The sequence below is a fragment of the Poseidonocella sp. HB161398 genome (assembly GCF_005870025.1).
Taxonomy (GTDB): Bacteria; Pseudomonadota; Alphaproteobacteria; order Rhodobacterales; family Rhodobacteraceae; genus Mangrovicoccus.
Genome location: NZ_VATA01000001.1, coordinates 311,343 through 338,287, shown reverse-complemented (window position 1 = coordinate 338,287; position 26,945 = coordinate 311,343). Strand labels below are relative to the sequence as shown.

The following is a 26,945-nucleotide window of genomic DNA, read 5'->3' as shown; positions in this document are numbered from 1 at the left end:
CGGAGCCGGTCAAAGCGCGATCTGCGGGTGGCGGCCGGCCAGATCCAGCGCCTTCTCGAACTGCCGCGCGGCGCGCAGCACCAGCGCCTCCTCGTTCGGCCGGCCGATGATCTGCAGTCCCACGGGCATGCCCTGCACGAAACCGCAGGGCACGCTTGCACCGCAATAGCCGGCGAAATTCACCGGCAAGGTGTAGGAGACCAGCGACGGGATGCGCAGGGTCAGGTCGTCGGGATCGACGACGGGCGAGACGATGCCGATCGAGGGGGCCAGCAGAAGATCGGTCTGCTCGAAGATGCCCTCGAGGTGGCGGATGAACTCGGCCCGCCGCAGCAGGGCCCGCGAATACGCCGTGCCCGTGATCCCCGCCGCCCATTCGAACCGGGTCCTGGCATAGGGCGCCAGCATCGCCGCCTTTGCCGGGTCGGCCATGATCTCCTCGCCCAGGTTCGCCTGGCGGTCGACGAAATCCAGCACCCGCCAGGCCTCGTCCACCCCTTCGGTCTCGAGCACGGCCGCCGTTGAGGAAAGCCGCGCCCCGAATCCGGGCGCGCGCCCGGCCGCCTCGCGCACCCGCGCCACCACCTCGGGATCGCTGAACCCGGCCGCCGCGGCGTTGTCCCACCAGGCGAGGCGCACGCCTTCGATCCCGTGCTCTAGGCCGCCGAGATAGTCGGGCGGCGTGTCGGTGCGGCAGAGGGGATCGCCCGCCATCGGCCCCGCGATCACCTGCAGCAGGGTCGCGGCATCGCGCACGTCGCGCGCCATCGGCCCGATCGCCGAGAAGAACAGCGTCGAGCCGAAGCCGCCATGGCGCGGCACCCGGCCCCGCGACGGCAGCAGCCCGAAGACGCCGCATTGCGCCGAGGGCAGGCGGATCGAGCCGCCCGCGTCGCTGCCGAGCGCCAGCGGGCCGAAGCCCATGGCCAGCCCCGCCGCCGCCCCGCCGCTGGAGCCGCCCGCAGTCCGGCTTGTGTCCCAGGGGTTCAGGCATTCCGGCGCGAGATTGCCGGCCGTGCGCCAGTACATCCCGAATTCGGGCGTGTTGGTCTTGCCCAGGATCACCCCGCCCGCGGCCCGTATGCGGGAGACGTAGATGCTGTCATGATCGGGCACGTGATCCGCCAGGATCCGCGACCCGCCGGTCGTGCGCAGCCCGCGGGTGAAGAACTGGTCCTTGATCGTCACCGGCACCCCGGCCAGCGGCCCGGCGCGGCCCGCGGCAATCTGCGCATCGACCGCGCGCGCCTCGGACAGGGCCTGGTCCTCGTCAACGGTGATGAAGGCATTCACCCCGCCGTCGAGGCGGCGGATGCGCTCCAGCAGGCGGCGCGTCACGGTCTCCGACGTGATCCCGCCCGCGATGATCCTGTCGCGCAATGCGTGCGCTGAGAGCCATTCGATGTTCTGTTCGCCTTGCATTCCCGGTCCGCTCTTGGGTCAGATTAGTCTCGCAGGCCATCCCGCGGCAGCGGCGGCAGGACCTGCCCTCCCGTCCAACAGCCGCATCCGCCCCATGTCAATCGACGCGGTGGCGCAGGCTGAAGGCGCGACCGGGTTCGCCGCGGCCATATGCGCGACTGGGACGGCGGCACGCCCGCCCCCGGAGAACCGGACGCCGGTCCCGTCCGGCGGAGAGCGTTCTGGAAGGCACCGGCAGTATCAGGCTGCCGGAATAGGTCTTCAGGGCGCGTCCTGGAGGGGATGCTCCGGATTTGGTCAGGGCTTCTCCCTGGATTCGGAAATTCCAGCCGCGTTCAGGACCAATTTTCCAGCTTTGCGCCCAAGCTCCGTGGCAAGACAGGCATTTTCGGCAACCTGCGAGGGCGGCTCCGGACGCGCCCGGGCCGGGTCGATCACGTGGCGGACGGTCTGACACCTCCCGGAGCCAGGCGCGGCCTGGCCTGGCCGTTCCGGCCGCCACGCCAGCGCTGCCGGCGCCCATCCGGATATCCGCCTGCGCCCGCCGCGAGCGCCACTGCACAGTGCCCGGGACCGCCGGCGGCACGCACGGACCGTCCTCTTGGGCCAGAGCCGGGCTGCTTGCATCCGAGGCGCGGCCGACGGACGGGAAGGTGCCGCTGGCGGCAGCGCGCCCCTGCAAGACCGCCCCGCGAACCGGTCCCCCAGCCGCCGCCTCCGGCGGGCCGCGCGGCCGACGCGGACGTTATGCCCTGTGTACCATGTGCGTCGGCGTCGGGCAGGGAACGGCCATGATCATCGAAGCCGCCTGAACCGGAGCGCCGCTTGACCGACCAGCCCGCCGATACCGCCCCGCGCCCCGGCCGCCAGGAGATGGCCGTCTTCCTCTTCCTGATGCTCACCCAGCTGATCGCCACGCTCGACAACCAGATCGTCGCGACCGCGCTGCCCACCATCGTCGGCGAGCTGGGCGAGGCCGAGCATTTCAGCTGGCTGGTCTCGGCCTATGTCCTCGCCCAATGCGTGGTGATGCCGGTCTACGGCAAGCTCGGCGACCTCTTCGGGCGCAAGCGGATCATGCAGGCGGCGCTCCTGATCTTCTCGGCGGGCGCGCTGCTCTGCGCGATGAGCACCTCGATGACCGCGCTGATCGTGGCGCGCACGCTGCAGGGGCTCGGCAATGGCGGGCTCCTGGTGCTGGTGCTGGCGATCAGCGCCGACATCTTCGAGCCGCGCACCCGCGCCCGCTTCCAGGGCTATCTCAGCTTCGTCTTCGTCTTCGGCTCGGTGGTCGGACCGGCGCTCGGCGGGCTGATGACCGAGTGGCTGGGCTGGCGGTCGATCTTCCTCGTCACCCTGCCCGTCGCGCTGGCCGCGATCCTCGGCTTCCGCCGCTTCCTGCCGGTCCGCGGGAACCGCCCCACCCCCTCGATCGACTATGCCGGCGCGCTGACGCTGGCCGCCGCGGTCACCGCCATCGTCATCTGGGTCGATAGCGGGCGGCTCTTCGGCAGCTTCTCGGCGCCGCAGAGCCTGTTCCTCGCCGCGCTGGTCCTGCTGCTGCTGCCCGCGCTCTTCTCGATCGAGCGCAATGCCCCCGAGCCGGTCCTGCCGGTTGCGCTGCTGCGGCAGCGCTCCTTCGCGCTGCTGGCGCTGCTGGCGCTCGGCAATGGCGGGATCTCGATCGGGCTGATCACCTATCACGCCTATTTCCTGCAGATGGGCGTCGGGCTCTCGCCCGCGACGGCCGGGCTCTTCTTCATCGCGCTGACCATCGGCGTCTCCGCCGGCGCGCTGACCACCGGGCGGCTCCTGTCCCGCGGCGGGCATTTCACCCTGCCGCTGCGGATATCGCTGGCCGTCTTCGTGCTGGCGCTCGGCAGCCTCGCCGCCGCGCCGGGGCGCCTGCCCGTGACGGTGCTGCCGGCGATCTTCGTGCTCCTGGGCACCGGCATGGGGCTGGCGATGAACGCGCTGGTGCTGGGCGCGCAGCTGCTATCGCCGCCGGAGACCGTGGGCGCGGCCACGGGCAGCATCACGCTGATGCGCACCGTCGGCGCGGCGATCGGCATCGCGGTCTACGGCACGATCATCGCCCATGCGGTCGAGGGTCTGCCGGCGGCGAGCGGGCTTTCGGGCACGGCGCTGACGCCCGGGATGATGGGCGAGCTGGAGCCCGGCCTGCGCGCCGAGGTGATGGCGACCTATGGCGCGGGCTTCTCGGTCCTCTACATGGCGGCCGCCGGGATCGCGGCGGCGAGCCTGGTGCTGACTTTCTTCATCAGGCGGAACTGAGCAGAGGGTCAGCCCAGGCGCCCGCGGATCCCGGCAGGCAGCCCGGCCGGCCGCCGCGTGTCCAGGTCGATAATGAGCGACACGACCCGCGCCCGGCCGCTGGCGAGGTCCTCGAGCTGGTGGCGCAGCTCCACCGTCTTCGCCCCCGCCGGACCGAACCACGACACAAGCCGAACTGCCTTCCCGGCACGCGCGGAGGCGGGTCCAATCGCGGAAGTACCGGTTGCGCGGGTTGCGCCATGCTGCACCGGCTCCGCGCTCCATCTTGCCCTGGCCGATCTTCCGGGAATGCCCGGCCTCCGGCCAAAGGCAGATCGCCCTGCACGCAGAGCGGCTGACCGCGAACAGATGCCTGGAAGCGCGGCCCGTTCATTCTCGCCGGCCCGGTTGGAGGATGCACCTTTCGCCCTCAGGGCAACCGGGGCCTTCCCCGATCACCGGGGCAGCCGCCCTCATCCGCGCCGCCGCTATCCGGACGCACCCCGCCGCGAAACCCGCCAGCTACAGGCGGATCGCTACGCCGTTATTCGACAAATGGGGGACGCTTGCCCGACAGACGGGCCGAACCGGCGCCCCGGCCTGCCGGAGCAGGTCTTCGTCGTGCACTGCCAAGGGATCGCGAGGACCGTATGAAACCGGACAGTCCCGGCGCGCGGGCGCCATGCGCCGATCATCACCATCCGGAAATGGCCCGGCCCGCCGGAGGGCGCGCCGGGCCGACTGCATCAGAAGAGGAAGTCGCCCTGGTCCAGCTGATCGACCGTCACGTCGGCCAGGAGGATCGATGTGCTGCCGAACTCGATCATGGCATCCGTGCCGCCGCCGGCTTCGGTGATGGACAGGTCGTCCATGCCCAGGCCCAGCCCGGCAAGGGTGATCAGGTCGACGCCGTCCTCGAAATCGCCGATCACGTCGTCGCCCTCGTCCATGTCGGCATAGGCGAACTCGTCCCAGCCATAGCCGCCGTAGAGGAGATCGTTGCCGTCGCCGCCGGTCAGCACGTCGTCGCCCAGCCGCCCCTTCAGGATGTCGTTCCCGGCGCCGCCGTCGAGCGCGTCCGCGCCCCTCTGGCCGTCGAGCTTGTCGTCCCCGCCGCCGCCATGCAGCGCGTCCGCGCCCTTGTGCCCGTCCAGGGTGTCATTTCCCTCGCCGCCATGCAGCGCGTCGACGCCGCGGCCGCCGACCAGAAGGTCGTTGCCGTCGTCGCCGAACAGCCGGTCCCGGCCCTCGTTGCCGTAGAGGCGGTCGTCGCCGCTGCCGCCGCGCAGCACGTCGCTCTGGGCGTTGCCGCGGATATGGTCGTCATCCGCGCCGCCCTCGATGCGGTCCTTGCCGGCCCCGCCATGGACGGTGTCATTGCCCGCCCCGCCATCGAAGACGTCATCGCCGCCCCCGAGATGGACGCTCACGGAGGCGCGCTCGAACTGGTCCTCGAGGATGTCCAGCGCCTGTTCGCGGCTGGTGGCCTCGATCTCGCCGGCGGCCACCGGCAGCAGACCCACATAGCCGTCCTGGGTGCCGTCGATCTCGCCGCCCGTGCCCGCGCCGAAGCCCGCGCCGACGACCTGGCCGTGAAGCACGATTTCCCGCGATTCCAGCGGCATCAGGTCGTCCGCGTCATAGTCGTTGCCGCTGACCGGGCTGAAGAAGTTCGCGCCGTCGCCCAGGTCGTAGCTCTGGATGAAGTCGAGCGTGCCATCCGCCCGCGTCATCGGCAGGGCGCCGCCGCCATCCACCAGCGGCAGCAGGATGTCGCCATAGGCGGCCAGGCCCTCCAGCACTTCGACGAAGCCGTCCTGGTCCGCATCGTCGGCGGTGACGGGCATCCTGGCATCGCTGGGCGTGCCGTCCTCGTTGAAGGTGCCATGGACATGCTGGGCATGCTGGACATCCGGCGTGAGGCCCTCGGCGGAAATGGAGATGTTCAGGTACCGGGTGCCGTCCTCCTCGGTGCTGACGGCCAGCAGGGCGTCACCGGTAACGCCGGAATTGTTCATCGCGGCCAGGTCGACCGTCCAGAAGGCCTCCGCGCGGTTGAGGAAAGCCTCGTAGGATGAATAGGATGAACCCAGATGGGCCATGTCGTAACCTCCCTTGGAATTGAACCGACACTGGTAGTCACGAACCCGCCGCCCGGAGAGTTTCAGCACGGCCGGAATTTTTTTCCGCCGCCGTTCCGGGGCGGGCCGCCAGCGCATCGCCGCGTCCGCGCCGGACGGCCGGCTGAAACTTTTCCGCGGCCGGACTCGTGTCTGGAAGGCAGAGGGCGCGCAGGCCGGACGGGACCCGCGGCAAAGATGCCCCGGGGACGCAACTTTCCGGCGCTCGCGGCCAGGCGGCGATTGACAGTGGCGCCCGGCATGCCTCTCTTGGCCCCATGACGCCAAGAGAGGACATCGAACGGCTGATCGCCCGTGTCGCGCTGCGGGACCAGTCTGCCTTCGCGGCGCTCTACGACGTGACCAGCGCCAAGCTGTTCGCGGTCTGCCTGCAGGTGCTCGACCATCGCGGCGAGGCGGAGGAGACCCTGCAGGAAGTCTATGTCCGCATCTGGCACAAGGCGGACAGCTACGCGGTCACCGGCCACAGCCCGATGACCTGGCTGATCACGGTGGCGCGGAACCTGGCCATCGACCGGATCCGCAGGCGCAGGGCGGCGACCGTCGCCATCGACGAGGCCGGCGCCGTTGCCGATGACCGTCCCGGGCCGGAGGCCGCCGCCATCGCCCGGTCCGAGAGCAGCGCGATCAGGGCCTGCCTCGACGAGCTGGAGACCGAGCGTGCGGATGCCGTGAAGCGGGCCTATCTGCACGGGGAGACGTACAAGGACCTGGCACAGCGCTATGATGTGCCTCTCAACACCATGCGCACCTGGCTGCGGCGCAGCCTCATGACACTCAGGGAATGCCTGACCCGATGACCGGCCCGGAGGATACATATGGCGACGAGGCCCTCGCGGCCGAGTACGTGCTGCGGCTCCTGGAGGCGCCGGACGAGCAGGCATTCGAGGCCCGCCTGCGCGAAGAGCCGCAGCTGCGCGCGCTGGTCGCCCAGTGGGAGGACCGGTTCGCGCCGCTTGCGGACGGCCTGCCCGGCGTGCCGCCGTCCTCGCGCCTGCGCGCCGCGGTCCTGCATGCGGTCGGCGCCGGTCCGGCGCCGCGGAGCGGCTGGCTGTCCGGATGGCGGGACCGGCCCGTGCTGCGTCCAGTCCTCGCGGCCGCGGCGATTGCGGTGGTGGCGTTCGGCCTCTTCCAGTCCGGCCCCCGGGACGGCACCGCGACCGGCTACCGGGCGGAACTGGCCAGCGAAGATCGCAGCGTCACGCTTCTGGCGCGCAGCGACGCCTCCGCGGACCAGATGCTGGTCGAGGTGACGGCCGGGTCGCCTCCGGCGGGGCGGGTCTTCGAATTGTGGCTGATTGCCGACGGCGCGCCGGGGCCGGTCTCCCTGGGGGTGCTCGACGCCGGCGGCGAGACCCGCATCACGGTGCCGACGGCGCTTCTGGCCGCGCTTCCCGCGGGCATGCTGGCGGTGTCCGACGAACCTCCGGGCGGCTCCCCGACCGGCAGCCCGACAGGCACCGTCATTGCGACCGGAGCGGTGGAGGCCCTCTAGCCTCCGGACCCGTTGCGGGTCGCTGGCAGCCGGCGGCCTGGGCCGCGCAGGAGCTCCGCGGCGATCGGCCAGGGCCGCGCCGCTGCGCGTCGCTCCTCCGTCAGCCGGCCGGATATGATCCCGTCCGGCGGCGCCACTCGCCGCAAGAGAGTTCCTCCCGCCTTGCCTCCGGGCGGGGATGCAGCGGCGCATCCGGCCGGCCTGCAGCGCTTCTCCGGTCCCGTCTTCATCGCATCCCGATCCCGGGGCAGGCAATCGCCACCCGGCGCGCGTGCCGTGGTCGTCGCGGAGGGGCGGTCCCACAGGGCCTTGCCCGGCGGTGTCCCGCGAGGATGCCCGGCAGGGACCATGCCATTGACCGGGCGGCCCGCCCGATCGGGACGTGCTGCAGCTCGTTGGCCATTGCCCCTGCTGCGATCTGTCAGGCGGCCACGGCCCTGCTTGCCCCCGCGCGATGCGCCTTCAGGCGCGCCGCCGCTCTGCGCCATGCCCGCCGTCTTCCCTGCGAAGACGCCCCCTCTCGCACCATCGCCTCCGGCGGTTCTGCGGCGTCTTGCCGGGACCGCGTTCCTTGGCGGCCCCCCGCCACCGCAGCCCCTCGCGGTTCATGACGGCACTCCCGCTCAAGCGCCGCCTGTCACTGGCCGGCGACGTGGCATGGGGCATTGGCAGGGTGCTGGACAGGGATGCCAAGATTCCGTCCTGCAGGAAATCGTTCCAGATCGGGTCAAGACGGCCGCCGGAACTCAGCAAGTTTCGCCGCCTCCGGCACCATTTTCGCGGCATTTCCCGCGACCTCCATGGCCGGGCAGACCTTTTGAGCCCCCTGCCAGGGATTATGGCGGCCAGCGCCCGAACCGCCCGCCGGCCCGCGGGAGGAGGTCAGGCTTGTCCGCAGATCTTCCCGCACGGCGCCATATCTCTGCCGGCCGGGACCAAGGCGCCCGGCCGGTCGCGCGCCCTCCGGGCCTGTGACGCGGCGCAACTGCCGGCCCTCGCATGACCGGGCCAGAGCCGGTCCGTCCGCGCGCTACGGACCGTTGCAAGGGCCGGCAGCGATCCGGCTCAGCCGGCGTAGGGGTCCTCGAGCGCGGGGAGGACCTTGCCGGCCGCCTCGCCGAAGCCGATCGTGTAGCCGTCGCCCCGCGCCGCGCCGCGCAGCGTCAGGGTGTCATTGTCGGCGATGAAGCTGCGCGTCGCGCCGCCCGGAAGCTCGAGCGGCTCCTTCCCGCCCCAGCTCATCTCCAGCAGGCTGCCGCGGCTGTCCTTCTGCGGCCCCGAAATCGTGCCCGAGCCCAGAAGGTCGCCCGTGCGCATCGCGCAGCCCGATGTGGTGTGATGCGCCAGCTGCTGCGCCGCCGAGAAGTACATCTCTCGGTAGTTGGTGCGGGCGATCACCGTCTCCTCCCCGCCCTCGGGGGCGAGGCCGACCTCCAGCGCGATGTCGTAGAGGCCGGGCTTCGGCTCTTCCAGATAGGGCAGGGTCTCGCGCTCGCGCGGCGGCACCGGCACGCGGAAGGGCTCCAGCGCGGCGGCCGTGACGATCCAGGGGCTGATCGTCGTCGCCGTCGCCTTGGACTGGAACGGCCCCAGCGGCTGGTATTCCCAGGCCTGGATGTCGCGCGCCGACCAGTCGTTCAGCAGGACATAGCCGAAGATCATCTCCTCGGCCCCGGCCACCGTCACGGGCCCCGTGCTGGACCGGCCGACGATGCAGCCCATCTCCAGCTCGATGTCGAAGCGGGCCGAGGGCGCGAAGCGCGGCAGCGCCTCGTCCGGGCCCTTCACCTGGCCCCAGGGGCGGCGCACCGGCGTGCCCGAGACCACCACCGACGAGGCGCGGCCATTGTAGCCGATCGGGATCGACAGCCAGTTCGGCGGCAGCGCGTTCTCGGCGCCGCGGAACATCGTGCCGACATTGGTCGCATGGTGCTTCGAGGCGTAGAAATCGGTGTATTCGGTCACCGCGAAGGGCATGTGCAGCTGCAGATCGGCCAGCGGCAGCAGATGCGGCGCGACGGCCGCCTCCTGCGCCGACCCCTCGGCCAGGAGCGCCGTCAGCTCCGCCCGGAAGGACGCCCAGAGCGCCGGGCCATGGGCCATGAAGGCGTTCCAGGAGGGCGCGTCGAACGTGCCCGCGGGCACCGTGACCAGCCCGGCCGCGGCCAGAGCGGCCGCGTCGAGCACCCGGTCGCCGATCGCCACGCCGCAGCGCGGCGCGCCGCCCGCGGCCGAGACCACGCCATAGGGCAGGTTGTTGAGCGGGAAGGGGCAGGCCGGGTCGTTTGCGGCCGGAAGCCAGGAACGGATCAGGGTCATGGGAACTTTCGCGTGTCTTCTGTTCGGAACCGGCGGGGCGGGAAAGGCACCCCGCCGCCTGCGCCATCTGCCGGGCGGGACCCCGGCAGCGGCGTCACTTCTCTCCGGGGGTGCCGTCGAACTTCTTCTCGAGGCTCGTCCAGCAGTCGATGTAGTCGTCCTGCATCGGCGCCTCGCGGGCGGCGAATTCGGTGAGGTGCTGCGGGAAGCGGGTCTCGAACATGAAGGACATCGTCTTGTCCTGGAAGACCGGCTTCATCTCCTCGTTCGAAGCGCCCTCGAAGGCGTTGCGGTCCGGCCCGTGCGGCAGCATCATGTTGTGGAGGCTGATGCCGCCCGGCACGAAGCCCTGCGGCTTGGCGTCGTAGATGCCGTAGATGTTGCCCATCAGCTCGGACATGATGTTCTTGTGGTACCAGGGCGGGCGGAAGGTGTTCTCGGCCACCATCCAGCGCTCGCGGAAGAGCACGAAGTCGATATTCGCGGTGCCCTCCTGGCCCGAGGGCGCGGTCAGCACGGTGAAGATCGACGGGTCGGGATGGTCGAAGAGGATCGCGCCGACCGGCGAATAGGTGCGCAGGTCGTACTTGTAGGCGCAGTAATTGCCGTGCCAGGCCACCACGTCGAGGGGCGAGTGGCCGATCCAGGTCTCGTGGAACTCGCCGCACCACTTGATGACGACGCGGGACTTCGCGTCGCGGTCCTCGAAGGCGGCGACGGGCGACTTGAAATCGCGCGGGTTCGCCAGGCAGTTGGCGCCGATCGGCCCGCGGTTCGGCAGGTCGAACTTCTGGCCGTAATTCTCGCAGACGAAGCCGCGGCAGGGCCCCTCCAGCACCTCGACCCGGTAGACGAGGCCGCGCGGCAGGATGGCGATCTCCTTCGGCTCTAGGTCGATCACGCCAAGCTCGGTGCAGAAGCGCAGCCGGCCCTCCTGCGGGACGACCAGCAGCTCGCTGTCGGCGGAATAGAAGTACTCGTCGACCATCGACTGGTTGACCAGGTAGACATGGGTGGCCATGCCGATCTGGGTGTTGACGTCACCCGCGGTGGTCATCGTGCGCATGCCGGTGATCCAGGTCATCGGCTCTTCGGAATGCGGCACCGGATCCCAGCGGTACTGGCCGAGCGAGACGATGTCATTGGCGGCCGCGCCGTCCTTCGAGGTCGTCACATGGGGCGCGGTCTTCCAGTAGGGCACGGCGATCCTGGCGAAGCGTCCGGCATGCTTGACCGAGGGCCGGATGCGGTAGCACCAGGTCCGCTCGTTCTGGCCGCGCGGCGCGGTGAAGGCGGTGCCCGAGAGCTGCTCGGCATAGAGGCCGTAGGCGCATTTCTGCGGGCTGTTCTGGCCCTGCGGCAGCGCGCCCGGCAGCGCCTCGGTCTCGAAGTCGTTGCCGAAGCCCGGCATGTAGCCCTCATGCGTCCCGGTCGTCCCGGCCGCGCGGACCATCCCCTCGGGAAGGCTGTGGCTCGTCATCGTGAAATCCTCCGTTCCGGCCGGGTCTCCCGTCCCGGCCTCTGCTCCCGTTATTCATTGCATTTGCAATGATGTCAAGCTAGACGTTGCATATGCAATGAAACAGCCCTTGCCAGGCGGCGCGGCCGCAGGCGAGACTGGCCAGGTGGAGAAGGAGATTTCCATGGAAGATCAGGATGATCCTGCCCTGCCCGGCTTCGATCTGGACCGCTTCACGCCCTACCGGCTGTCGGTGGCGGCCGAGCGGGCCTCCGAAGGGCTTGCCCGGCTCTACCGCGTCAGATTCGGCATCTCGGTGGCGGAATGGCGGGTGCTGGCGCATCTGGAGCATTCCGGCAATGTCTCGGTCCGGGACATCGAGGCGCGGGTGGCGCTGGAGAAATCCAAGGTCTCGCGCGCGGCGTCCCGCCTGGAGGCGGCCGGGCTGATCGCCAAGGCGGTCGATCCGGCGGACCGGCGGCTGGTGCAGCTGAGCCTGACGCCCAAGGGGCGCGCGCTGATGGCCGAGATGCTGCCGGTGGCCCTGGGCTTCCAGGAGGAGATCGAGGCGCGGCTGGGCGATGCCTTCGCGGGCTTCGAGCAGGGGCTGCAACGGCTTCTCGACGACATGGAGGACAAGGATGATCCGTCTGCATGACTACTGGCGCAGCTCCGCCAGCTACCGGGTGCGCATCGCGCTGGGACTGGCCGGACTGCACTGGGAGGCGCTGCCGGTCGATCTGGTGGCAGGCGCGCAGCGCGAGCCGGCGCATCTGGCGAAGAACCCGCAAGGTCTGGTGCCGGTGCTGGAGATCGACGGGCTGGCGCTGACCCAGTCGCTGGCCATCGTCGAGTATCTCGACGAGACGCGGGGGCTGGGGCTGCTGCCCGGCGATGCGGGCCAGCGTGCCCGGGTGCGGGCGCTGGCACAGGCTGTCGCGATGGAGATCCACCCGGTCTGCAACCTGCGGGTCGCCCACCATGCGGTGGCGCGTTCCGGCGGCGGGATCACCATGGAGGGCTGGATGCAGGCCTTCATCGCGCCCGGGCTCGCGGCGCTCGAGGCGATGGTCGATGACGGCGACTATTGCGCGGGCGGAGAATTGACGCTGGCCGATATCTGCCTCGTGCCGCAGCTCTACAATGCCCGCCGCTGGGGCGTCGACCTGTCCCCCCTGCCCCGGCTCGTCCGGATCGGCGCGCATCTCGACACGGTTCCGGCCGTCGCGGCCGCGCATCCCGACCGCGTGGCGGCCCCCGTCACCGGCTGACGGGCGATCACCCTTGCGTCAGGCATCGCGATCCGAACTTGAAGCGCGGGGCCCGCGTTCACAACTCCTTGTCATCACGTGATGAAAAAGGATCAGACGATGGATGTCACCAAGCTCCTGGAAGGCTTTCTGGGATCCAGTGCGGGCCAGTCCCTGAAACAGAGCCTGCCGGCCGCGCGCCCGGGCAGCAGCGGATCCGGACTGGCGGACAGCCTGAAGGGCAGCCTGCCGGGCGGGCTGGCCGGCGGCGCGGCAGCCGGCGGGCTGATCGCCATGGCGCTCGGCTCCAAGAAGGCGCGCAAGATGGGCGGCAAGGCGCTGACCTATGGCGGCATGGCGGTGGTCGGCGGGCTGGCCTACAAGGCCTATCGCGACTGGCAGGGCGGCAGGCCCCCGGCGGCGGGAACCGCTGCCCCGACCCTGCCCGCGCCGGAGACCGGGTTCGATCCCGCGCAGGATCCGCAGGCCCCCGGACAGGATTTCCGCCTGGCGCTGGTGCGCGCGATGATCTCGGCGGCGCAGGCGGACGGGCATGTCGATGCCGGCGAGCACCGCGCCATCCGCGCCCAGATCGAGGCGATGGAGCTCGGCCCCGAGGAAAAGGGCGCGCTCTTCGACTTCTTCTCCGCGCCGTCCGATCCGGCCGCGATCGCCGGCCTGGCCGGGAGCGACGCGCAGCGGGCCGAGCTCTATTTGGCCTCGGTCCTCTCGATCGATCCGGACACGCCGGAGGAGGCGCGCTATCTCGACAGCCTCGCCGCGCGTCTGGGCCTGAATGCGGGGCTGCGCGGCTATCTCGACGCCGAAGCGGAGGCCGCGCGGACGCAGCTGGCGTAAGAGGCGCCGCCGCATCTTGACAACCCCCGGCCGTTTCCGCTGCAACGATCCGGACACGGCCGGAGACCCCATGCAGATCGAGACCTTCTTCCCCTACCGCCTGGCCATCGCGGCCGAGGGATTTTCGCGCCGCCTGGCCTCTGTCTACGGGCAGGAATTCGGGCTCAGCCGCGAGGAATGGCGGCTTCTCTTCCTCGTCAAGGACGGCCCGATCGACTCGAGCGTCCTGGCGCGGCGCACGACGCTCGACAAGGTGCAGGTGACGCGCGCCTCGCAGCGGCTGGAAGAGCGCGGGCTGATCACGCGCCGCACCGCGCCCAATGACCGCCGCCTGCGCGAATTCGAGATCACCGGGGACGGCCGCGCGCTCTTCGCAGCGGCCTTCCCGCAGGTGGAGGCGATGGCGGCGGAGACGCTGGCCCGGCTGGACCCGGGCGACCGCGCGGCGCTGGAGCAGGGGCTCGACGCGCTGCTGCGCGCGATGGACGCCCTGCCCGTCCCGCCGGAGGGCAGCCCGGAGCTCTGATCGCACCGGTCCCCGCGCGGCCTTGCCGGATCACCTTCGGATCCGCGCCGGCAGTCCGCCTGCCATCGAAGCTGGCCGGGACGCCCGCGATCCCGTCCGCCGAAGCCCGCCGCGCCCGCGGGCCCGGAACGGGCCGCCGCACGTTTGCCCGCGCCAGCCTCCTGCGCGTCGTGGCCGCCATCCGCGCGCGGCATGCTCCTTCAGCGCCGCAATGCCGGAAGTCCCTGGCGGCACCTTCGATGCTGGCGCTCCATGCGGCGGTCCTGCGCAAGACGGCCGAAAGCCGCGGTTTCCCTTTCCCCGCATGCATGCGTCCTGCAGCGGCCCTGGCCCCGCGACAGGGGAAGGTGCCAGCCGCTGTTCGACGGACCAGCGCGGCGCCATTTGGAGCATCGTTCCGCCACTGGGGACGACCCTGAAGGCCGGGCCCAGCACCTGGACCGGTCCGCGACCCGGCCTTCAGGGCCGTCCCCAGTGGCGGTGGAGGTCGTCTATGACGAAGGGGTGGCTGTGGGTGCGGCGGCCCTCGACATGGGGATGCTCGAGGGGAAGGTCGTCATGGGTGTGCTCCAGCGCTTCGGCCTCCTCCGCGGGCCAGAGGATCAGCGCGAGCACGATGCCAAGGACCGCCAGCGCGGCCAGTGAGACGAGCGCGGGGACCGTGCCGAAGCCGGTCATCAGCCAGCCGGCCAGCGGATAGGCCAGAAGCCAGCAGGCATGGCTCAGGGCGAATTGCGCGGCGAAGATCGCCGGGCGGTCGCCCGCATGGGCGGAACGGCGCAGCAGGCGGCCCGAGGGGGTCAGCACGGCCGAATAGCCCAGCCCGGCCGCGGTCCACGCAGCGAGAAGCACCGGCCAGCCGGGGCCCGCGACAGCGACCGCCGCCGCGAGCCCGAGAAGCGCGGCGGCCATCAGCGCAGCGCCTGCCAGCATCACCGGCCGGTCGGGCAGCCGGTCGAGGAGCCGCGGCAGGGCGAGCGCCGCCGTCATGGAGCCCGCGCCGAAGGCGAAGAGCGTCCAGGCCAGCGCGCTGTCGCCCAGCCCCAGCTCGGCGCGCACCAGCACCACCGAATTCACCAGAACCATCGCTCCGGCCGCCGCCGCCGCGAGGTTCAGCGCCAGCAGCCCGCGCAGCCGCGGCGTTGCCAGGTAGATGCGGATGCCGCGGGTGGTGCGGTCGTAGATGCCGCGGCGCGGTCCCGGCCGGGGAGACGGCAGCACGACCGACACGACCAGCGCCGCCGAGGCGAGAAAGCCCGCGACAGTGCCGAAGAACAGCGCGTCGTAGCTCACCATCGCCAGCAGCAGCGCCGCGAGGGCGGGCGAGGCGATGTTCTCCAGGTCGTAGGCCAGCCGCGACAGCGACAGCGCGCGGGTATAGCGCGCCTCGTCGGGCAGCACCTCGGGGATCGTGGCCTGGAAGGCCGGGGTGAAGGCGGCCGAGGCCGATTGGAGAACGAAGATCAGGAGATAGACCTGCCAGGCCTCGGCGACGAAGGGCAGGCAGACCGCCACCGCGCCGCGCACCAGGTCCAGCGCGACCAGCAGGCGCCGGCGGTTCACCCGCTCGGCGACGGCCGAGGCCACCGGCGCGATGCCGACATAGGCCACCATCTTGATGGTGAAGATCGTGCCCAGCACCATGGCCGCGCCCCCGCCCGCGAGGTCGTAGGCCAGAAGCCCCAGCGCCACGGTGGCAAGCCCGGTGCCCAGCAGCGCCACGATCTGGGCCAGGAAGAGGTGGCGGTAGGTGCGGTCGGCGAGAATGGCCAGCATGATGCTCTCGGAAATGGCGGGTTACGGCCCGCATCTCGCCAGGCGCCCCGGCCCCGGGGCAGCGGTCCGCCTGCCCGGCGCTTGACGCCGGCTGCGGCTGCCGGCGGGACCGAAGCAGGGGCGGCCCTGCGCGATCACGCCGATGGCCGCGCGCGGCCGGCCCCCGGCGCGCGTCAGCCGGGCTACGACCTTGGGGTGGCTTGCATGGCGATGCGGGTCTGGCACAACGGCAGGGTACCCTCCTCCGGGGGAGACGGCAAGGCAGGCAGGAGGGCCCGGCATGGCGGCACGAAGAGGCAGAGGAGGCGCGGCGGGCATCGCTGCGGCGGCCTGTGCGCTCGCGCTGCTCGCGGCCCAGCTGTTCCCTTCGCCGCATGTGCCGAAGCTGCTGCGCGTGCTCTCCGATCATGCCGCGATGATCGCGGATCACGGCCACAGCCACGGGCTGGAGGAGGACATCGCCTGGGCCCTGCACGGCCACAGCCATGACCAGGCCGATCACGACCATATCCAGGCGGTGCTGCCCGCGCATCGCGGGGCGGTGGTCCCGGCCGAGGTCACGGCCCTCTGGCACGCCCCGTCGCTGGCGCACTGGACGCCGCCCGTCTTCCGCCTCGAACGGCCGCCGCGGGCCTGACATGTCCCGCAAGGGACCCCTCGGCAGAAAACGGCCTTTCAAGGAGAACCACATGCAATTCGCAGATGCGACAGGACGGCTGCGGCCGCTCCTGCCCGCGCTGGCAGCCGTCGCGATGGCGACCGGCGCCGCCGCCCATGACGTCACCGAAGGCGATGCGGGCTACATCCAGGAAATCTGGGGGGTCCATCTGGTCCCCTTCCTCTATCTCGGCGCCAAGCACATGGTGACCGGCTACGACCACATCCTGTTCCTCGCGGGCGTGGTCTTCTTCCTCTACCGGATGAAGGAGGTCTGGCTCTATGTCAGCCTCTTCGCCCTCGGCCATTCGACCACGATGCTCCTCGGCGTCTGGTTCGGCTGGGGCGTGAACAGCTACATCGTCGATGCGGTCATCGGCCTGTCGGTCGTCTACAAGGCGCTCGACAACCTGGGCGCCTACCAGCGGTGGTTCGGGGTGCAGCCGGATACCAGGGCGGCGACGCTGATCTTCGGCTTCGTCCACGGCACCGGCCTGGCGAGCAAGATCCTGGCGTACCGGATCGCGCCGGACGGGCTGCTGCCGAACCTGCTGGCCTTCAATGCCGGCGTCGAGATCGGGCAGCTGATGGCGCTGGCCGTGATCCTGATCGTCATGGGCTTCTGGCGCAGAGCGCCGAACTTCATGGCCCAAGCCTATACCGCAAACGTGGTGATGATGAGCATGGGGTTCATCCTCATGGGCTACCAGATCACCGGCTATTTCGTCGCCTGAAGGGAGACAGACCATGTTCAACAGCCACCGTCCCAGCCTCGAGGAACTGCCCAGCACAGCCCAGCTCCTGCGCTCCACCCTGATCGCGGCGGCCTCGGCCGCGGCGATTCTCGTCACCGTGGTGCTGCCCGCGGAATACGGCATCGACCCGACCGGTGCGGGCCGCGTGCTCGGCCTGACCGAGATGGGCGAGATCAAAAGCCAGCTTGCGGAGGAGGCCGAGGCCGACCGCCAGATTGCGCCCGCAGCCGGGGAACAGTCCAGCCTGCTCGACGGGCTTCTGGGGCTCTTCGTGGGCCAGGCCCATGCGCAGGAGGCCCCGGCCTGGCGCGACGAGGTCACCTTCGCGCTGGAGCCCGGCGCCTCGGCGGAGTGGAAGATGATGATGGCGCAGGGCGATCAGGCGCAGTACCGCGTCACCGTCGAGGGCGGGCGGGTCAATTACGACCTGCACGGCCATGGCGGCGGCGAGACCGCCAATTACGAGCGCGGCCGCGGCTCCGCCGGCTCCGAGGGCGGCCTGATCGCGCCCTTCGAGGGCGAGCATGGCTGGTTCTTCCGCAACCGCGACAAGGTCCCGGTCACCGTCACCGTGCAGGTGGCGGGCGACTACTCGGAATTCTTCGAGATCCGCTGAAAGCGGCGGGGCCGGTCCCTCACCGGCCCCGCGCCGTCGCATCGCCCGGAGGGCCGGATCGCGCCCGCGCCGGACAGGCCGGGCATCCGCTGCGCCTGGCCGCCAGGCGCGATGCCTTCGGAGACCGCGGCCGGCATCGCCGCGCCTTCCGGGCCCAGGCGCAGATCCTGCCGCAGTCCCGGCAAGCCGCCGCGCGGCTGGCTGGCGAGGTTTCCGGGCTGACCGGGCCCCGCCGGGAAGCGGGGCCGGGCGCGGACCCGGCCCCGTCCTGCCGCGTCACTCGGCGGGGTCGAGCCCGCCGATGCCGTACATGCCCTCGCCGTCCTGGCCGAGCATCATCCGCACATGGTCGCCCGGCTCGATGCCCTCGGGGACCGTGAAGCCCTCCATCAGCGGCATGTCCATGGTCATGGCGGGCCAGCCGATCTCGGGGATCGGGCCGTGGGTGACATTGACCGTGCCGTCGCCGAAGGAGTTCACCACCGCATCGGCGCCGACCATGTGCGGCATGTCTTCCGCGTCCATCGGCATCTCGTCGGCCTCCATCGGCATGTCGCCGTGATCCATGCCGGACTGGGACATCTGCGCCCAGGCGGACGGGCCGAGGCAGAGCCCCAGGGCCAGGGTTGCAAGCATCGCGCGCATCTTCTTTCTCCTTGGGATGTGCGTGGAAAGGGGCCCGGCGGTCATTCGCCGGGCTGGAGCTGACCTGCGCCGGAACGGGGTCCGGCGGGGGTCCGGTTGGCGCGCCCCAGCGTGATCCGCTTCCAGATCACGAAGAGCGCGGGGATGACGAAGAGGGTCAGGAGCGTCGCCGTCACCATGCCGCCGACCATCGGCGCGGCGATGCGCTGCATGATCTCGGACCCGGTGGCGGAGCCGTACATGATCGGGATCAGCCCGGCGAAGATCGTGGCGACGGTCATCACCTTCGGCCGCACGCGCAGGAGCGCGCCCTCGAAGACCGCCTCCTCGATATCGTCCCGGGTCAGGCGGCGTCCGGTCCCGTGCGCGGCCTTGCGGCGCTTCTCCCAGGCGAGGTTCAGGTAGAGCAGCATGACGATCGCCGTCTCCACCGCCACGCCCGCCAGCGCGATGAAGCCGACGAGCACCGCCACCGACAGGTCGAAGCCGAGGAACCAGACCAGCCAGACCCCGCCGGCCAGCGCGACAGGCAGAGCGGCCAGCAGGATCGCCACCTCGGTCGCCCGCTTGAAGGCGAGGAACAGCATCAGCGCGATGGTCAGCAGCGTCGCCGGCGCGACCAGGACCAGCCGCGCGCGGACCCGCTCGATATACTCGTACTGGCCCGACCAGGCGATGGAATAGCCCGGCGGCAGGACCACCTCGCGCGCCACCACTTCGCGGGCCTCGGCGACATAGCTGCCCAGATCGCGCCCGGCGATGTCGATGAAGACGAAGCCGGTGCGCCGCGCATTCTCCGACCGGATCATCCCCGGCCCGTCGACCACGCTGATCTCGGCCACGGCACCCAGCGGCACATGCGCGCCCGAGGGCGTGACGACCGGCAGGTCGCGCAGCCGCTCGGGGCTGTTCCGCCAGTCCTGCGGATAGCGAAGGTTGACCGGATAGCGCTCCAGCCCCTCGACGCTTTCCGAGACCTGCATGCCGCCGATCGCGGTCTGGACGACTTCCTGCACCTCGGCGACCGACAGCATGTAGCGCGCCGCCTCCGCCCGGTTCACGTCGATCTGGATGAAGCGCCCGCCGACCGGCCGCTCGGCATAGGCCGAGGCGGTGCCGTCGATGTGGCCCACCACGCGCTCCACCTCCACCGCGATCTTCTCGATCTCCGACAGGTCCGCGCCGGTGACCTTGACGCCCACCGGCGTCTTGATGCCGGTCGCGAGCATGTCGATGCGGTTCTTGATCGGCTGGATCCAGACATTGGTCACGCCCGGCACCTGCACGATGCGGTCAAGCTCGGCGCGGATGCCCTCCATCGTCATGCCGGGGCGCCACTCCGCCTCGGGCTTCAACTGGATCGTGGTCTCGATCATCGTCAGCGGTGCCGGATCCGTGGCGGTCTCGGCGCGGCCGAGCTTGCCATGGACGGTCGCGACTTCCGGCACCGTGCCGATCAGCCGGTCGGTCTGCTGCAGCACCTCGCGCGCCTTGCCGATCGAGACGCCGGGATAGAGCGAGGGCATGTAGAGGAAATCGCCCTCCTTCAGCTCGGGCATGAATTCGGTGCCGATGCGCTGCAGCGGCCAGGCCATCGAGGCGACGACCGCGACCGCGAGCAGCGAGGTCGCCCAGGGCCAGGCCACCGCGGCATCGAGGAACGGCCGGTAGGCCCAGATGCAGAGCCGGTTCACCGGGTTCTTCCGCTCGGGCAGGATGCGGCCGCGCACGAACCAGCCCATCAGCACCGGCACCAGCGTGACCGACAGGATGCAGGCCGCCGCCATCGCATAGGTCTTGGTGAAGGCCAGCGGCTTGAACATCCGCCCCTCCTGGCTTTCCAGCACGAAGACCGGCAGGAAGCTGACCGCGATGATGGCGAGCGAATAGAACAGCGCCGGGCCGACCTCGGAGCAGGTCTCCGCCACGATCCGCCAGCGGTTCTCCTTCGTCAGCGGCTCCGTCTCGATCCGCCGGTGCATCGCCTCGATCATCACGATGGCCGCATCCACCATGGCGCCGATGGCGATGGCGATGCCGCCGAGCGACATGATATTGGCGTTCACCCCCTGCAACCGCATGACCAGGAGCGCCGCGCAGATGCCCAAGGGCAGCGACAGCACGATCACCAGCGACGACCGCAGGTGCAGCAGGAACAGCCCGCAGACCAGCACGACGACAAGGAATTCCTCGGCGAGCTTGTGGGAGAGGTTCTCGATGGCGCGCTCGATCACGCCGGAGCGGTCATAGGTGGTGACGATCTCCACGCCCGCGGGCAGGGTCGGGCGCAGCTCGCCGAGCTTCTCCTCCACCGCCCGGATCGTGGCCAGCGCGTTGCCGCCCCAGCGCATGATCACCACGCCGCCCGCGGCATCTCCCAGCCCGTCGAACTCGCCGACGCCGCGGCGCATCTCTGGGCCCATGCGGATCTCGGCCACGTCGCCGAGCGTCAGCGCCGCGCCGCGCCCGTTCACCTTGAGCGGCGCCGCGGCGAGGTCGTCGAGCCCGTCGACATAGCCGGTGGCGCGGACCATGTACTCGGCCTCGCCCATCTCGATGACGCTGCCGCCGGTCTCGCGGTTGGCATCGCGGATCGCGCTGCGGATCTGGCCCAGCGTCAGGTCGTAGGCCCGCAGCCGGTCGGGATCGACCACCACCTGGTACTGCCGCACCATGCCGCCGATCGTGGCGACCTCGGAGACGCCGTCGATGGTCTGCAGCTCGTATTTCAGCCACCAGTCCTGCAAGGATCTGAGCTGCGCGATGTCATGCTGTCCGGTCCGGTCGATCAGCGCGTATTGATAGATCCAGCCGACCCCGGTCGCGTCCGGACCCAGTTCCGGCGAGACGCCCTCGGGCAGGCGCGAGTTGATCTGGCCCAGGTATTCCAGCACGCGCGAGCGCGCCCAGTAGAGGTCGGTGCCCTCCTCGAAGACCACGTAGACATAGCTGTCGCCGAAGAAGGAGAAGCCGCGCACGTCGACCGCGCCCGGCACCGCGAGCATCGCGGTGGCCAGCGGATAAGTGATCTGGTCCTCGATCACCTGCGGCGCCTGCCCCGGATAGGGGGTGCGGACGATCACCTGCACTTCGGACAGGTCCGGGATCGCGTCGACCGGCGTGGTCCTCAGCGCCCATATCCCGGCGGCACCGAGCACGATGGCGAAGAGCAGGACCATCAGCCGGTTGGCGATGGACCAGCGGATGACGGCGGGGATCACGGCGCGTCTCCTGCGGTCAGCCTCAGCGACATGTCGGCCCCCTGCGCGAAGCGCAGCGGCATCTCCTGCCCGACGGGCAGGGCCTCCGGGTCCACGCCCTCGGCCAGCGGGAAATCCATCGTCATGCCCGGCATCCCGATCTGCGTCATCGGACCATGCGTGACATTGGCCACCCGCGCGGCGGCGTCCACGCTGTTGACCGTGCCGGTCGCCTCGATGATCCGCACCGGCGGCGCGACGGCCGCGAGGCGCAAGCTCATGCCGGCGTCCTGCACGAAGCTCAGCCCGGTCTCCTGCCCGAGCGGCAGGCCCTCCGGGTCCACCCCTTCGGCCAGCGGGAAGTCCATGGTCATGCCCGGCATGCCGATCTGCGTCATCGGACCATGCGTGACATTCGCCACCCGCGCGGCGGCATCGACGCTGTTGACCGTGCCGGTCGTCTCTATCCTCCGCGACGGAGCGCCAGCCGGAGCGGGCGCCGGGGCGCCGGCACGCTCTCCGGCAGGGCGCACGGCCACGATGGCGTACATGCCCGCGTCATTCTCCGCGAGGTCGAAATCCACCGGCACGCCGAGCGGCACCGACGCCGCGTCCACCCCCTTCAGCTCCATGTCCATGGTCATGGCGGGCCAGCCGAGATCCGGGATCGGATCGTGCGACAGGCTCAGCCGTCCCTCCGCCGTCACTGCCTGTGCCGTGCCATGCCCGGTCGCGGCAACGCCGTCGTCGCGGCCGATCCGCGACAGCGCCAGAAGCCCGTCGGCGCCGCGCACCAGGGTGAAGGCCACCGCCTCGCCCGGCACGAGCCGGTCGAGGCGCAGCCCGGCCGCCGCGGCGAAGACGGTCTCCATCGCGGGCCAGTCCAGCGCCTCGATCGCCCCGTGCCGGATCGTCACGCGCCGCGCGGCGGCATCCACCTTCACGATCCCGCCCCGGCCCCGCGCCGGGGCCTCCTCGGTCGGGGCCATGCGCATCATTCCGGCATTCAGCACGCTCTCGCTGTCGATCAGGAACTGTGCCGAGGCGACCACTTCCTCTCCGGGCGCCAGCCCCTGCACGATCTCGGTCCGCCCGCCCGCGCCGAAGCTGTCGCGCAGCCCCGTGGCCACCAGCCGCGGCCGGAAGCTGCCCTCCCCGGTCTTCAGGATCACCCGCTCGGCGCGTCCCGTCCGGATCAGCGCCTCCGAGGGCACGGTGACGGCCTCCTGCGCGGCTGCCGGCAGGAGCCGCACGGCGCCGAACATGCCCGGCCGCAGCTTGCCGCCCGCCGTCCCCAGCACCAGCCGCACCGGCAGGGTGCGCGTCACGGTGTCGAGCTCGGGATAGATGTAGTCGATCCGCCCCTCGAAGACCTCGCCGGGCAGCGAGTCGAAGCGGATCCCGGCGCGCATGTCGGGCGTTAGCCGTCCCAGGTCGCGCTCGAACACCTCCGCGATCAGCCAGATCTGGCCCGGATCGGTCAGGGTCATGGCGCGGATGTCGGGCTTGAGATACATCCCCTCCGCCGCTTCCAGCGCCACCACCACGCCGTCCTGCGGCGCCAGGATGCGGATGTTGCGCGGCGTCTGGCGCGTCTCCGAGATCTCCGTGATCTGCGCCTCGGAGAAGCCGATGCTGCGCAGCCGGTTCTTCGCGATCTCGGCGATCCGCCCGCCGGGCCGGTCCTCGATCGCGCGCACCAGCTCCGCCGCCGCGGCCCCGGCCTCGGGCGAGAACAGCTCGAAGAGCAGGTCGCCCGCCTGCACCCGGTCGCCGATGGCGCGCACCTCCAGCCGCTCGATCCAGCCCTCGACGCGGGTATGGACATGGGCGGTGCGGTGCTCGTCCCAGTCCGCGAAGCCGACGGTGCGGATCTCCTGCGCGATCTCCTCGCGGCGCGCCACCGCGGTGCGCACGCCGATGGCGTTGATCTCGGCGGCCGACAGCATCACCTCCGCCGGGTCGCCCGCGGGCTCGCCGCCCTCGTAGACCGGGATCAGATCCATGCCCATCGGCGACTTGCCGGGCGCGTCCCGGCGGTAGTTCGGGTCCATCGGCGCGACCCAGTAGAGGATCTCCGGGCCGTCGCCCCTGCCCGCGCTGGGGGCGGAAAGATGGTAGCGTTCGAGGGCCACGCCGCCCCCGAGTCCTGCGCCCAGGGCGAGTACCGCCAGGGCCTGATAGCGTCCGCGCATGGAATTGCCTCGCGTGCCTGTCCTGAATCCGGGATGCACCGGTCCCGGACCGCGGCCCGGATCAGGGGCGCGGCAGGGTCCGGCAGGTCAGGGCGGAACGGATGCCGCCCTCAGGCGGCTGCGCGGGGCGGGCGCTCGGGCCCTCCGGGCGGGCCGGGCACATGCGAGACCGGCTCGGGCACCCAGTAGGCGAAGAGGATCCAGGATTGCGGTCCCGGAACCGGCGCCGGGACGAGCATGCCGCCGGTGCAGCAGATCACCCCGGTGCAGCCGGCGATCTCCTTGGCCGGAAGCGCGGGCTTGCCCGGCTTGCCGTGAAGCATCGCATGTCCGGCATGGTGCATCTCCGCGGCCACCGGGCCGGGATGATGCGGGGCGGCCAGCGCTACCGGGACGGATTGGGCGAGCACGGCCAGCACCAGCGCGACGGATACGATCCGCGCGGCCAGCAAACGGCAGGCTCTGGTCCAGGTCATCCGGCGCATGGCGCGGATGAGACCGCAATCGCCGGGGAAAGGCAACGGGATTCGCGCAACCTGCGGCAGCAGCGCCCGGCAGGCGCCGCCGGGCTTGACGCGGGGACGCCCGGGCTGCGATATGCCGGGCCGGAGAAGGAGAGCCCTTGCACGCCATCCGCATCATCGCCCTCACCGCCCTGCTTGTGCTGGGGCTGCTTCCCGCCGCGCCGACGGCGGCCATGGCGATGGATCACGGCAGCTGCGCCGCCTGCGCGGGCGGGACCGGGGCGGCACACCCCGCCGCGGCGTCCTGCGACCATGCCCAGGCCTGCTGTCCCGCCGCGCTGCCGCTTCCGCCTGCCTGTGCCCGTGCCGCATCGCGCCGCGCGGTTCATGCCGTCCTGCCGGCCGCCCCTGCCGTGCCGTCGCGCTCCGCCGGAACCGATCCGCCGCCGCCCCGCACCTGATCCTGCCGTTTCCGACATGTCCCCGCTTCCGGAACCAGACCAGGATCGACACCTTGAAGAAACCCGTGCTTCTCCTCGCCGCGGCAGCCGTGACCGGCGCCGCCGCCTACCAGCTGCTGCGCCCCGAGCCGCCCGCCCTGCCCGCCTCCGGGCGACCCGCCCCGGGCGAGCCGATCGTCGAGATCGACCTGCCCGCCGATCTGTCCGCCACCGCCAGGACCGGCAAGCAGGCCTTCGACGCCGTCTGCGCCAGTTGCCATGGCGAGAATGCCGTCGGTCGGCAGGGCTCCGGCCCGCCGCTCGTGCATGTGATCTACGAGCCCGGCCATCATGCCGACATGGCTTTCCAGATGGCCGCGGCCCGGGGCGTCCGCGCGCATCACTGGCGCTTCGGCGACATGCCCCCGCAGCCGGCCGTGACCCGCGGCGACGTGACCGCGATCATCGCCTATATCCGCGAATTGCAGCGTGCCAACGGGATCGACTGACATGAGCCTTCCCCTGTCGCGCCGCGGCTTCTGCACCGGCCTCGCCGCCCTGCCGCTCGCCCGCCCGGCATTTGCCGGGCCCGCGGAACTCGCCGCCATGCCGGCCAGCGTGCAGCTCGCCCCGGAGGGCTATCCGGCGACCGGGGTCTGGAGCTATGGCGGCTCCGTCCCCGGTCCCCTGATCCGCGCGCCGCAGGGCACGCGGATGGCGCGGCGGCTCGAGAACCGCCTGGACGTGCCGACCTCGGTGCACTGGCACGGCCTGCGCATCGACAACGCGATGGACGGCGTGGCCGGGCTGACCCAGGACGCGGTGCCGCCGGGCGGCAGCTTCGACTACGCGTTCGCGCTGCCCGATGCCGGGACCTACTGGTACCACGCGCATGCGAATTCGATGGAGCAGGTCGCGCGCGGCCTCTCCGGCGCCCTGGTCGTGGACGAGCCGTCGCCGCCCGATATCGACCGCGACGAGCTGCTGATGATCGACGACTGGCTGATCGACCCGGAGACCGGCCAGCTGGCGGATGGCTTCGCCAGCCCGATGGCGCGCAGCCATGGCGGGCGGCTGGGCAACCTTGCCGGGGTCAACGGGCGCTGGGACTTCGCGCTCGAGGCGAAGCAGCACGAGCGGCTGCGCCTGCGGCTGGTCAATGCCGCCAATGCGCGGATCTTCGTGCTGCGGCTCGACGGGCTCGCGGGCTGGACCGTGGCGCTGGACGGCATGCCGCTGGAGACGCCCGAGCCGGTGACCGCGGAGATCGTTCTGGCCCCCGCCCAGCGGGCGGACCTGATCGTCGATGTCACCGCGCAGGACGGCGTTCCGGCCGGGCTGCTGATGCAGGCAGGCCAGGACGGCTGGAAGACGCTGGCCGGGGTCCGCGTGACAGGCCGCCTGGCGGCGCGCCCGCGGGAGGCGCCTGCGCCGCTGCCGCCCAACCCGCGGATGGACCGGCCGGTCCTCGACGGCGTGCGCAGCCTCGCGATGCCGCTTCAGGGCGGGGCGATGCGGGGCCTGGAGTCTGCGCGTTTCGAGGGTGCGGAGCTCGACGTCGGCGCGCTGGCCGCGCGCGGCCAGTACTGGGCGCTGGCGGGACAGGCGGGCCCGGGCGCGGACCCGTTCGCCCGGCTTTCCCTGGACGAGGCGGTGCGGCTGCGCTTCGGCAACGCCACGGTGTTCCCGCATGCGATGCACCTGCACGGGATGCATTTCCGCGTGGTGGCGCGGGACGGCAGCCAGGGGCCGATGCGCGACACGGTGCTGGTGCTGCCCGGCGAAAGCACGGAGATCGCCCTTGTCGCGGACAATCCCGGCAAGTGGCTGCTGCACTGCCACATGCTGGGCCACGCCGCGTCCGGCATGACGACTTGGATCGAGGTGGCCTGAGGGGCCCGACCGCAATGAGAGGAGACGACATGAAGGCTTTCGGATTTGCCGCCGCCGTCACGCTGGCGGCAGCCGTGCCGGTGACCGCCCATAACGGCGTGACCGACCCGGTGGTAATGGCGCGGATGCACGGGATGAAATCGCTCGGCATGCAGCTGAAGACGCTGGGCGCGATGGCAAAGGGCGAGCGGCCCTTCGATGCGGCGGCGGCGCAGGACGCGCTGGCGCTGCTCGCGGAAGAGGCCGGCCGCATCCCCGCGCAGTTCCGGGACAAGGTGACGGTGCCGCAATCCGAAGCCCGTCCGGCCATCTGGGAGGACTGGGACGACTTCTCGGCACGGGCCGAAGCGCTGCGCCTGGCGGCTGCCGGGCTGGAGATCGCGGACGCGGACGGGCTGGGCCCGGCGCTGCGGGATCTCGGCGGCGCCTGCAAGGGCTGCCACAGCGTCCACCGGGAATGACCGCGGCGCGGCGCTGACCTCTCGGCAGGCGGAACGCCCGTCTCCCGGGACCGCCAGGCTCCGGCCCGCAGGAGGCCCGCCCCGTCCAGCGCACCCGCG

Annotated in this window: 24 protein-coding genes; 14 read left to right on the top strand and 10 right to left on the bottom strand. The window is 71.2% G+C overall.

Annotated features, from left to right (window positions below; all coding sequences use genetic code 11):
* Positions 1 to 9: 9 nt before the first annotated feature.
* Positions 10 to 1,422 (bottom strand): amidase, encoded by a 1,413-nt coding sequence (locus FGX59_RS01365; RefSeq protein ID WP_138464602.1) that lies wholly within the window; start codon positions 1,420 to 1,422, stop codon positions 10 to 12.
* Positions 1,423 to 2,247: 825 nt separating this feature from the next.
* On the opposite strand from FGX59_RS01365, the gene FGX59_RS01360 reads away from it, so the two are divergent.
* Positions 2,248 to 3,717, top strand: coding sequence for an MFS transporter (locus FGX59_RS01360; protein ID WP_138464600.1), 1,470 nt, complete (start codon positions 2,248 to 2,250; stop codon positions 3,715 to 3,717).
* Between the two features lie 8 nt (positions 3,718 to 3,725).
* Here the strand turns inward: FGX59_RS01360 and FGX59_RS37435 are convergent, their stop codons facing one another.
* Both FGX59_RS37435 and FGX59_RS01355 read right to left on the bottom strand, forming a co-directional pair.
* The gene (locus FGX59_RS37435; RefSeq protein WP_171060469.1) at positions 3,726 to 3,884 is read right to left on the bottom strand and encodes a hypothetical protein; all 159 of its coding nucleotides are present in this window, start codon (positions 3,882 to 3,884) and stop codon (positions 3,726 to 3,728) included.
* Between the two features lie 558 nt (positions 3,885 to 4,442).
* Entirely contained in the window at positions 4,443 to 5,798 is a 1,356-nt protein-coding gene (locus tag FGX59_RS01355; protein ID WP_171060468.1) for a calcium-binding protein, read from the bottom strand.
* Positions 5,799 to 6,094: 296 nt separating this feature from the next.
* Here FGX59_RS01355 and FGX59_RS01350 point away from each other — a divergent pair, with 296 nt between their 5' ends.
* Together FGX59_RS01350 and FGX59_RS01345 are read left to right on the top strand one after the other, a co-directional pair.
* Positions 6,095 to 6,637, top strand: a complete 543-nt coding sequence (locus FGX59_RS01350; protein WP_138464596.1) for a sigma-70 family RNA polymerase sigma factor — start codon at positions 6,095 to 6,097, stop codon at positions 6,635 to 6,637.
* On the top strand, positions 6,622 to 7,332 hold the full coding sequence (locus FGX59_RS01345) for an anti-sigma factor domain-containing protein (RefSeq protein WP_138464594.1): 711 nt from the start codon (positions 6,622 to 6,624) through the stop codon (positions 7,330 to 7,332). The genes FGX59_RS01350 and FGX59_RS01345 overlap by 16 nt, the downstream gene beginning before the upstream one ends.
* Before the next feature lie 1,065 nt (positions 7,333 to 8,397).
* Here the strand turns inward: FGX59_RS01345 and fahA are convergent.
* Together fahA and hmgA are read right to left on the bottom strand one after the other, a co-directional pair.
* The gene (gene fahA, locus FGX59_RS01335; protein ID WP_138464590.1) at positions 8,398 to 9,651 is read right to left on the bottom strand and encodes a fumarylacetoacetase; all 1,254 of its coding nucleotides are present in this window, start codon (positions 9,649 to 9,651) and stop codon (positions 8,398 to 8,400) included.
* A gap of 94 nt (positions 9,652 to 9,745) precedes the next feature.
* Positions 9,746 to 11,131, bottom strand: a complete 1,386-nt coding sequence (gene hmgA / locus FGX59_RS01330; RefSeq protein WP_138464588.1) for a homogentisate 1,2-dioxygenase — start codon at positions 11,129 to 11,131, stop codon at positions 9,746 to 9,748.
* A 163-nt stretch (positions 11,132 to 11,294) separates the two neighbouring features.
* Here hmgA and FGX59_RS01325 point away from each other — a divergent pair, with 163 nt between their 5' ends.
* The 4 genes from FGX59_RS01325 (at position 11,295) to FGX59_RS01310 (ending at position 13,744) form a co-directional block, all read left to right on the top strand.
* Positions 11,295 to 11,768, top strand: a complete 474-nt coding sequence (locus tag FGX59_RS01325) for a MarR family winged helix-turn-helix transcriptional regulator (RefSeq protein WP_138464586.1) — start codon at positions 11,295 to 11,297, stop codon at positions 11,766 to 11,768.
* Positions 11,752 to 12,381 (top strand): maleylacetoacetate isomerase, encoded by a 630-nt coding sequence (gene maiA / locus FGX59_RS01320; RefSeq protein ID WP_138464583.1) that lies wholly within the window; start codon positions 11,752 to 11,754, stop codon positions 12,379 to 12,381. The genes FGX59_RS01325 and maiA overlap by 17 nt, the downstream gene beginning before the upstream one ends.
* 99 nt (positions 12,382 to 12,480) lie before the next feature.
* The gene (locus FGX59_RS01315; protein ID WP_138464580.1) at positions 12,481 to 13,218 is read left to right on the top strand and encodes a tellurite resistance TerB family protein; all 738 of its coding nucleotides are present in this window, start codon (positions 12,481 to 12,483) and stop codon (positions 13,216 to 13,218) included.
* A 70-nt stretch (positions 13,219 to 13,288) separates the two neighbouring features.
* Positions 13,289 to 13,744 (top strand): MarR family winged helix-turn-helix transcriptional regulator, encoded by a 456-nt coding sequence (locus tag FGX59_RS01310; protein WP_138464578.1) that lies wholly within the window; start codon positions 13,289 to 13,291, stop codon positions 13,742 to 13,744.
* Positions 13,745 to 14,203: 459 nt separating this feature from the next.
* Here FGX59_RS01310 and FGX59_RS01305 read toward each other — a convergent pair whose 3' ends face one another.
* Positions 14,204 to 15,520, bottom strand: coding sequence for an MFS transporter (locus FGX59_RS01305; protein WP_138464576.1), 1,317 nt, complete (start codon positions 15,518 to 15,520; stop codon positions 14,204 to 14,206).
* A 280-nt stretch (positions 15,521 to 15,800) separates the two neighbouring features.
* On the opposite strand from FGX59_RS01305, the gene FGX59_RS01300 reads away from it, so the two are divergent.
* The 3 genes from FGX59_RS01300 to FGX59_RS01290 all read left to right on the top strand — a co-directional run bounded on the left by FGX59_RS01300 (position 15,801) and on the right by FGX59_RS01290 (position 17,548).
* Positions 15,801 to 16,157 carry a hypothetical protein gene (locus FGX59_RS01300; RefSeq protein ID WP_138464574.1) on the top strand — a complete coding sequence of 119 codons (357 nt, stop codon included), beginning with the start codon at positions 15,801 to 15,803 and terminating at the stop codon, positions 16,155 to 16,157.
* 115 nt (positions 16,158 to 16,272) lie between these two features.
* Positions 16,273 to 16,911: a HupE/UreJ family protein gene (locus tag FGX59_RS01295; RefSeq protein WP_240722205.1), complete on the top strand. Its 639-nt coding sequence runs from the start codon at positions 16,273 to 16,275 to the stop codon at positions 16,909 to 16,911.
* A gap of 13 nt (positions 16,912 to 16,924) precedes the next feature.
* Positions 16,925 to 17,548 (top strand): transmembrane anchor protein, encoded by a 624-nt coding sequence (locus FGX59_RS01290; RefSeq protein ID WP_138464570.1) that lies wholly within the window; start codon positions 16,925 to 16,927, stop codon positions 17,546 to 17,548.
* 276 nt (positions 17,549 to 17,824) lie between these two features.
* On the opposite strand, the gene FGX59_RS01285 is transcribed toward FGX59_RS01290, so the two are convergent.
* The 4 genes from FGX59_RS01285 to FGX59_RS01270 all read right to left on the bottom strand — a co-directional run bounded on the left by FGX59_RS01285 (position 17,825) and on the right by FGX59_RS01270 (position 24,064).
* Positions 17,825 to 18,193 carry a copper-binding protein gene (locus FGX59_RS01285; protein ID WP_138464568.1) on the bottom strand — a complete coding sequence of 123 codons (369 nt, stop codon included), beginning with the start codon at positions 18,191 to 18,193 and terminating at the stop codon, positions 17,825 to 17,827.
* A 41-nt stretch (positions 18,194 to 18,234) separates the two neighbouring features.
* Positions 18,235 to 21,414 carry an efflux RND transporter permease subunit gene (locus FGX59_RS01280; protein WP_138464566.1) on the bottom strand — a complete coding sequence of 1,060 codons (3,180 nt, stop codon included), beginning with the start codon at positions 21,412 to 21,414 and terminating at the stop codon, positions 18,235 to 18,237.
* A complete protein-coding gene (locus tag FGX59_RS01275; protein WP_138464564.1) occupies positions 21,411 to 23,588 on the bottom strand; it encodes an efflux RND transporter periplasmic adaptor subunit in 2,178 nt (725 codons plus the stop codon). The genes FGX59_RS01280 and FGX59_RS01275 overlap by 4 nt, the downstream gene beginning before the upstream one ends.
* A gap of 110 nt (positions 23,589 to 23,698) precedes the next feature.
* Positions 23,699 to 24,064, bottom strand: coding sequence for a hypothetical protein (locus tag FGX59_RS01270; protein WP_138464562.1), 366 nt, complete (start codon positions 24,062 to 24,064; stop codon positions 23,699 to 23,701).
* Between the two features lie 146 nt (positions 24,065 to 24,210).
* On the opposite strand from FGX59_RS01270, the gene FGX59_RS38545 reads away from it, so the two are divergent.
* From FGX59_RS38545 to FGX59_RS01255, 4 genes are read left to right on the top strand one after another with little or no spacing between them, the layout of a single operon-like run.
* A complete protein-coding gene (locus FGX59_RS38545) occupies positions 24,211 to 24,513 on the top strand; it encodes a hypothetical protein (RefSeq protein ID WP_240722200.1) in 303 nt (100 codons plus the stop codon).
* A 53-nt stretch (positions 24,514 to 24,566) separates the two neighbouring features.
* Positions 24,567 to 25,001 carry a cytochrome c gene (locus tag FGX59_RS38540; protein WP_370295661.1) on the top strand — a complete coding sequence of 145 codons (435 nt, stop codon included), beginning with the start codon at positions 24,567 to 24,569 and terminating at the stop codon, positions 24,999 to 25,001.
* A 1-nt stretch (position 25,002) separates the two neighbouring features.
* Positions 25,003 to 26,385, top strand: coding sequence for a multicopper oxidase family protein (locus FGX59_RS01260; protein WP_138464560.1), 1,383 nt, complete (start codon positions 25,003 to 25,005; stop codon positions 26,383 to 26,385).
* Positions 26,386 to 26,414: 29 nt separating this feature from the next.
* Complete coding sequence (locus FGX59_RS01255; RefSeq protein WP_171060467.1) at positions 26,415 to 26,846, top strand: cytochrome c; 432 nt, start codon at positions 26,415 to 26,417, stop codon at positions 26,844 to 26,846.
* Positions 26,847 to 26,945 lie beyond the last annotated feature (99 nt).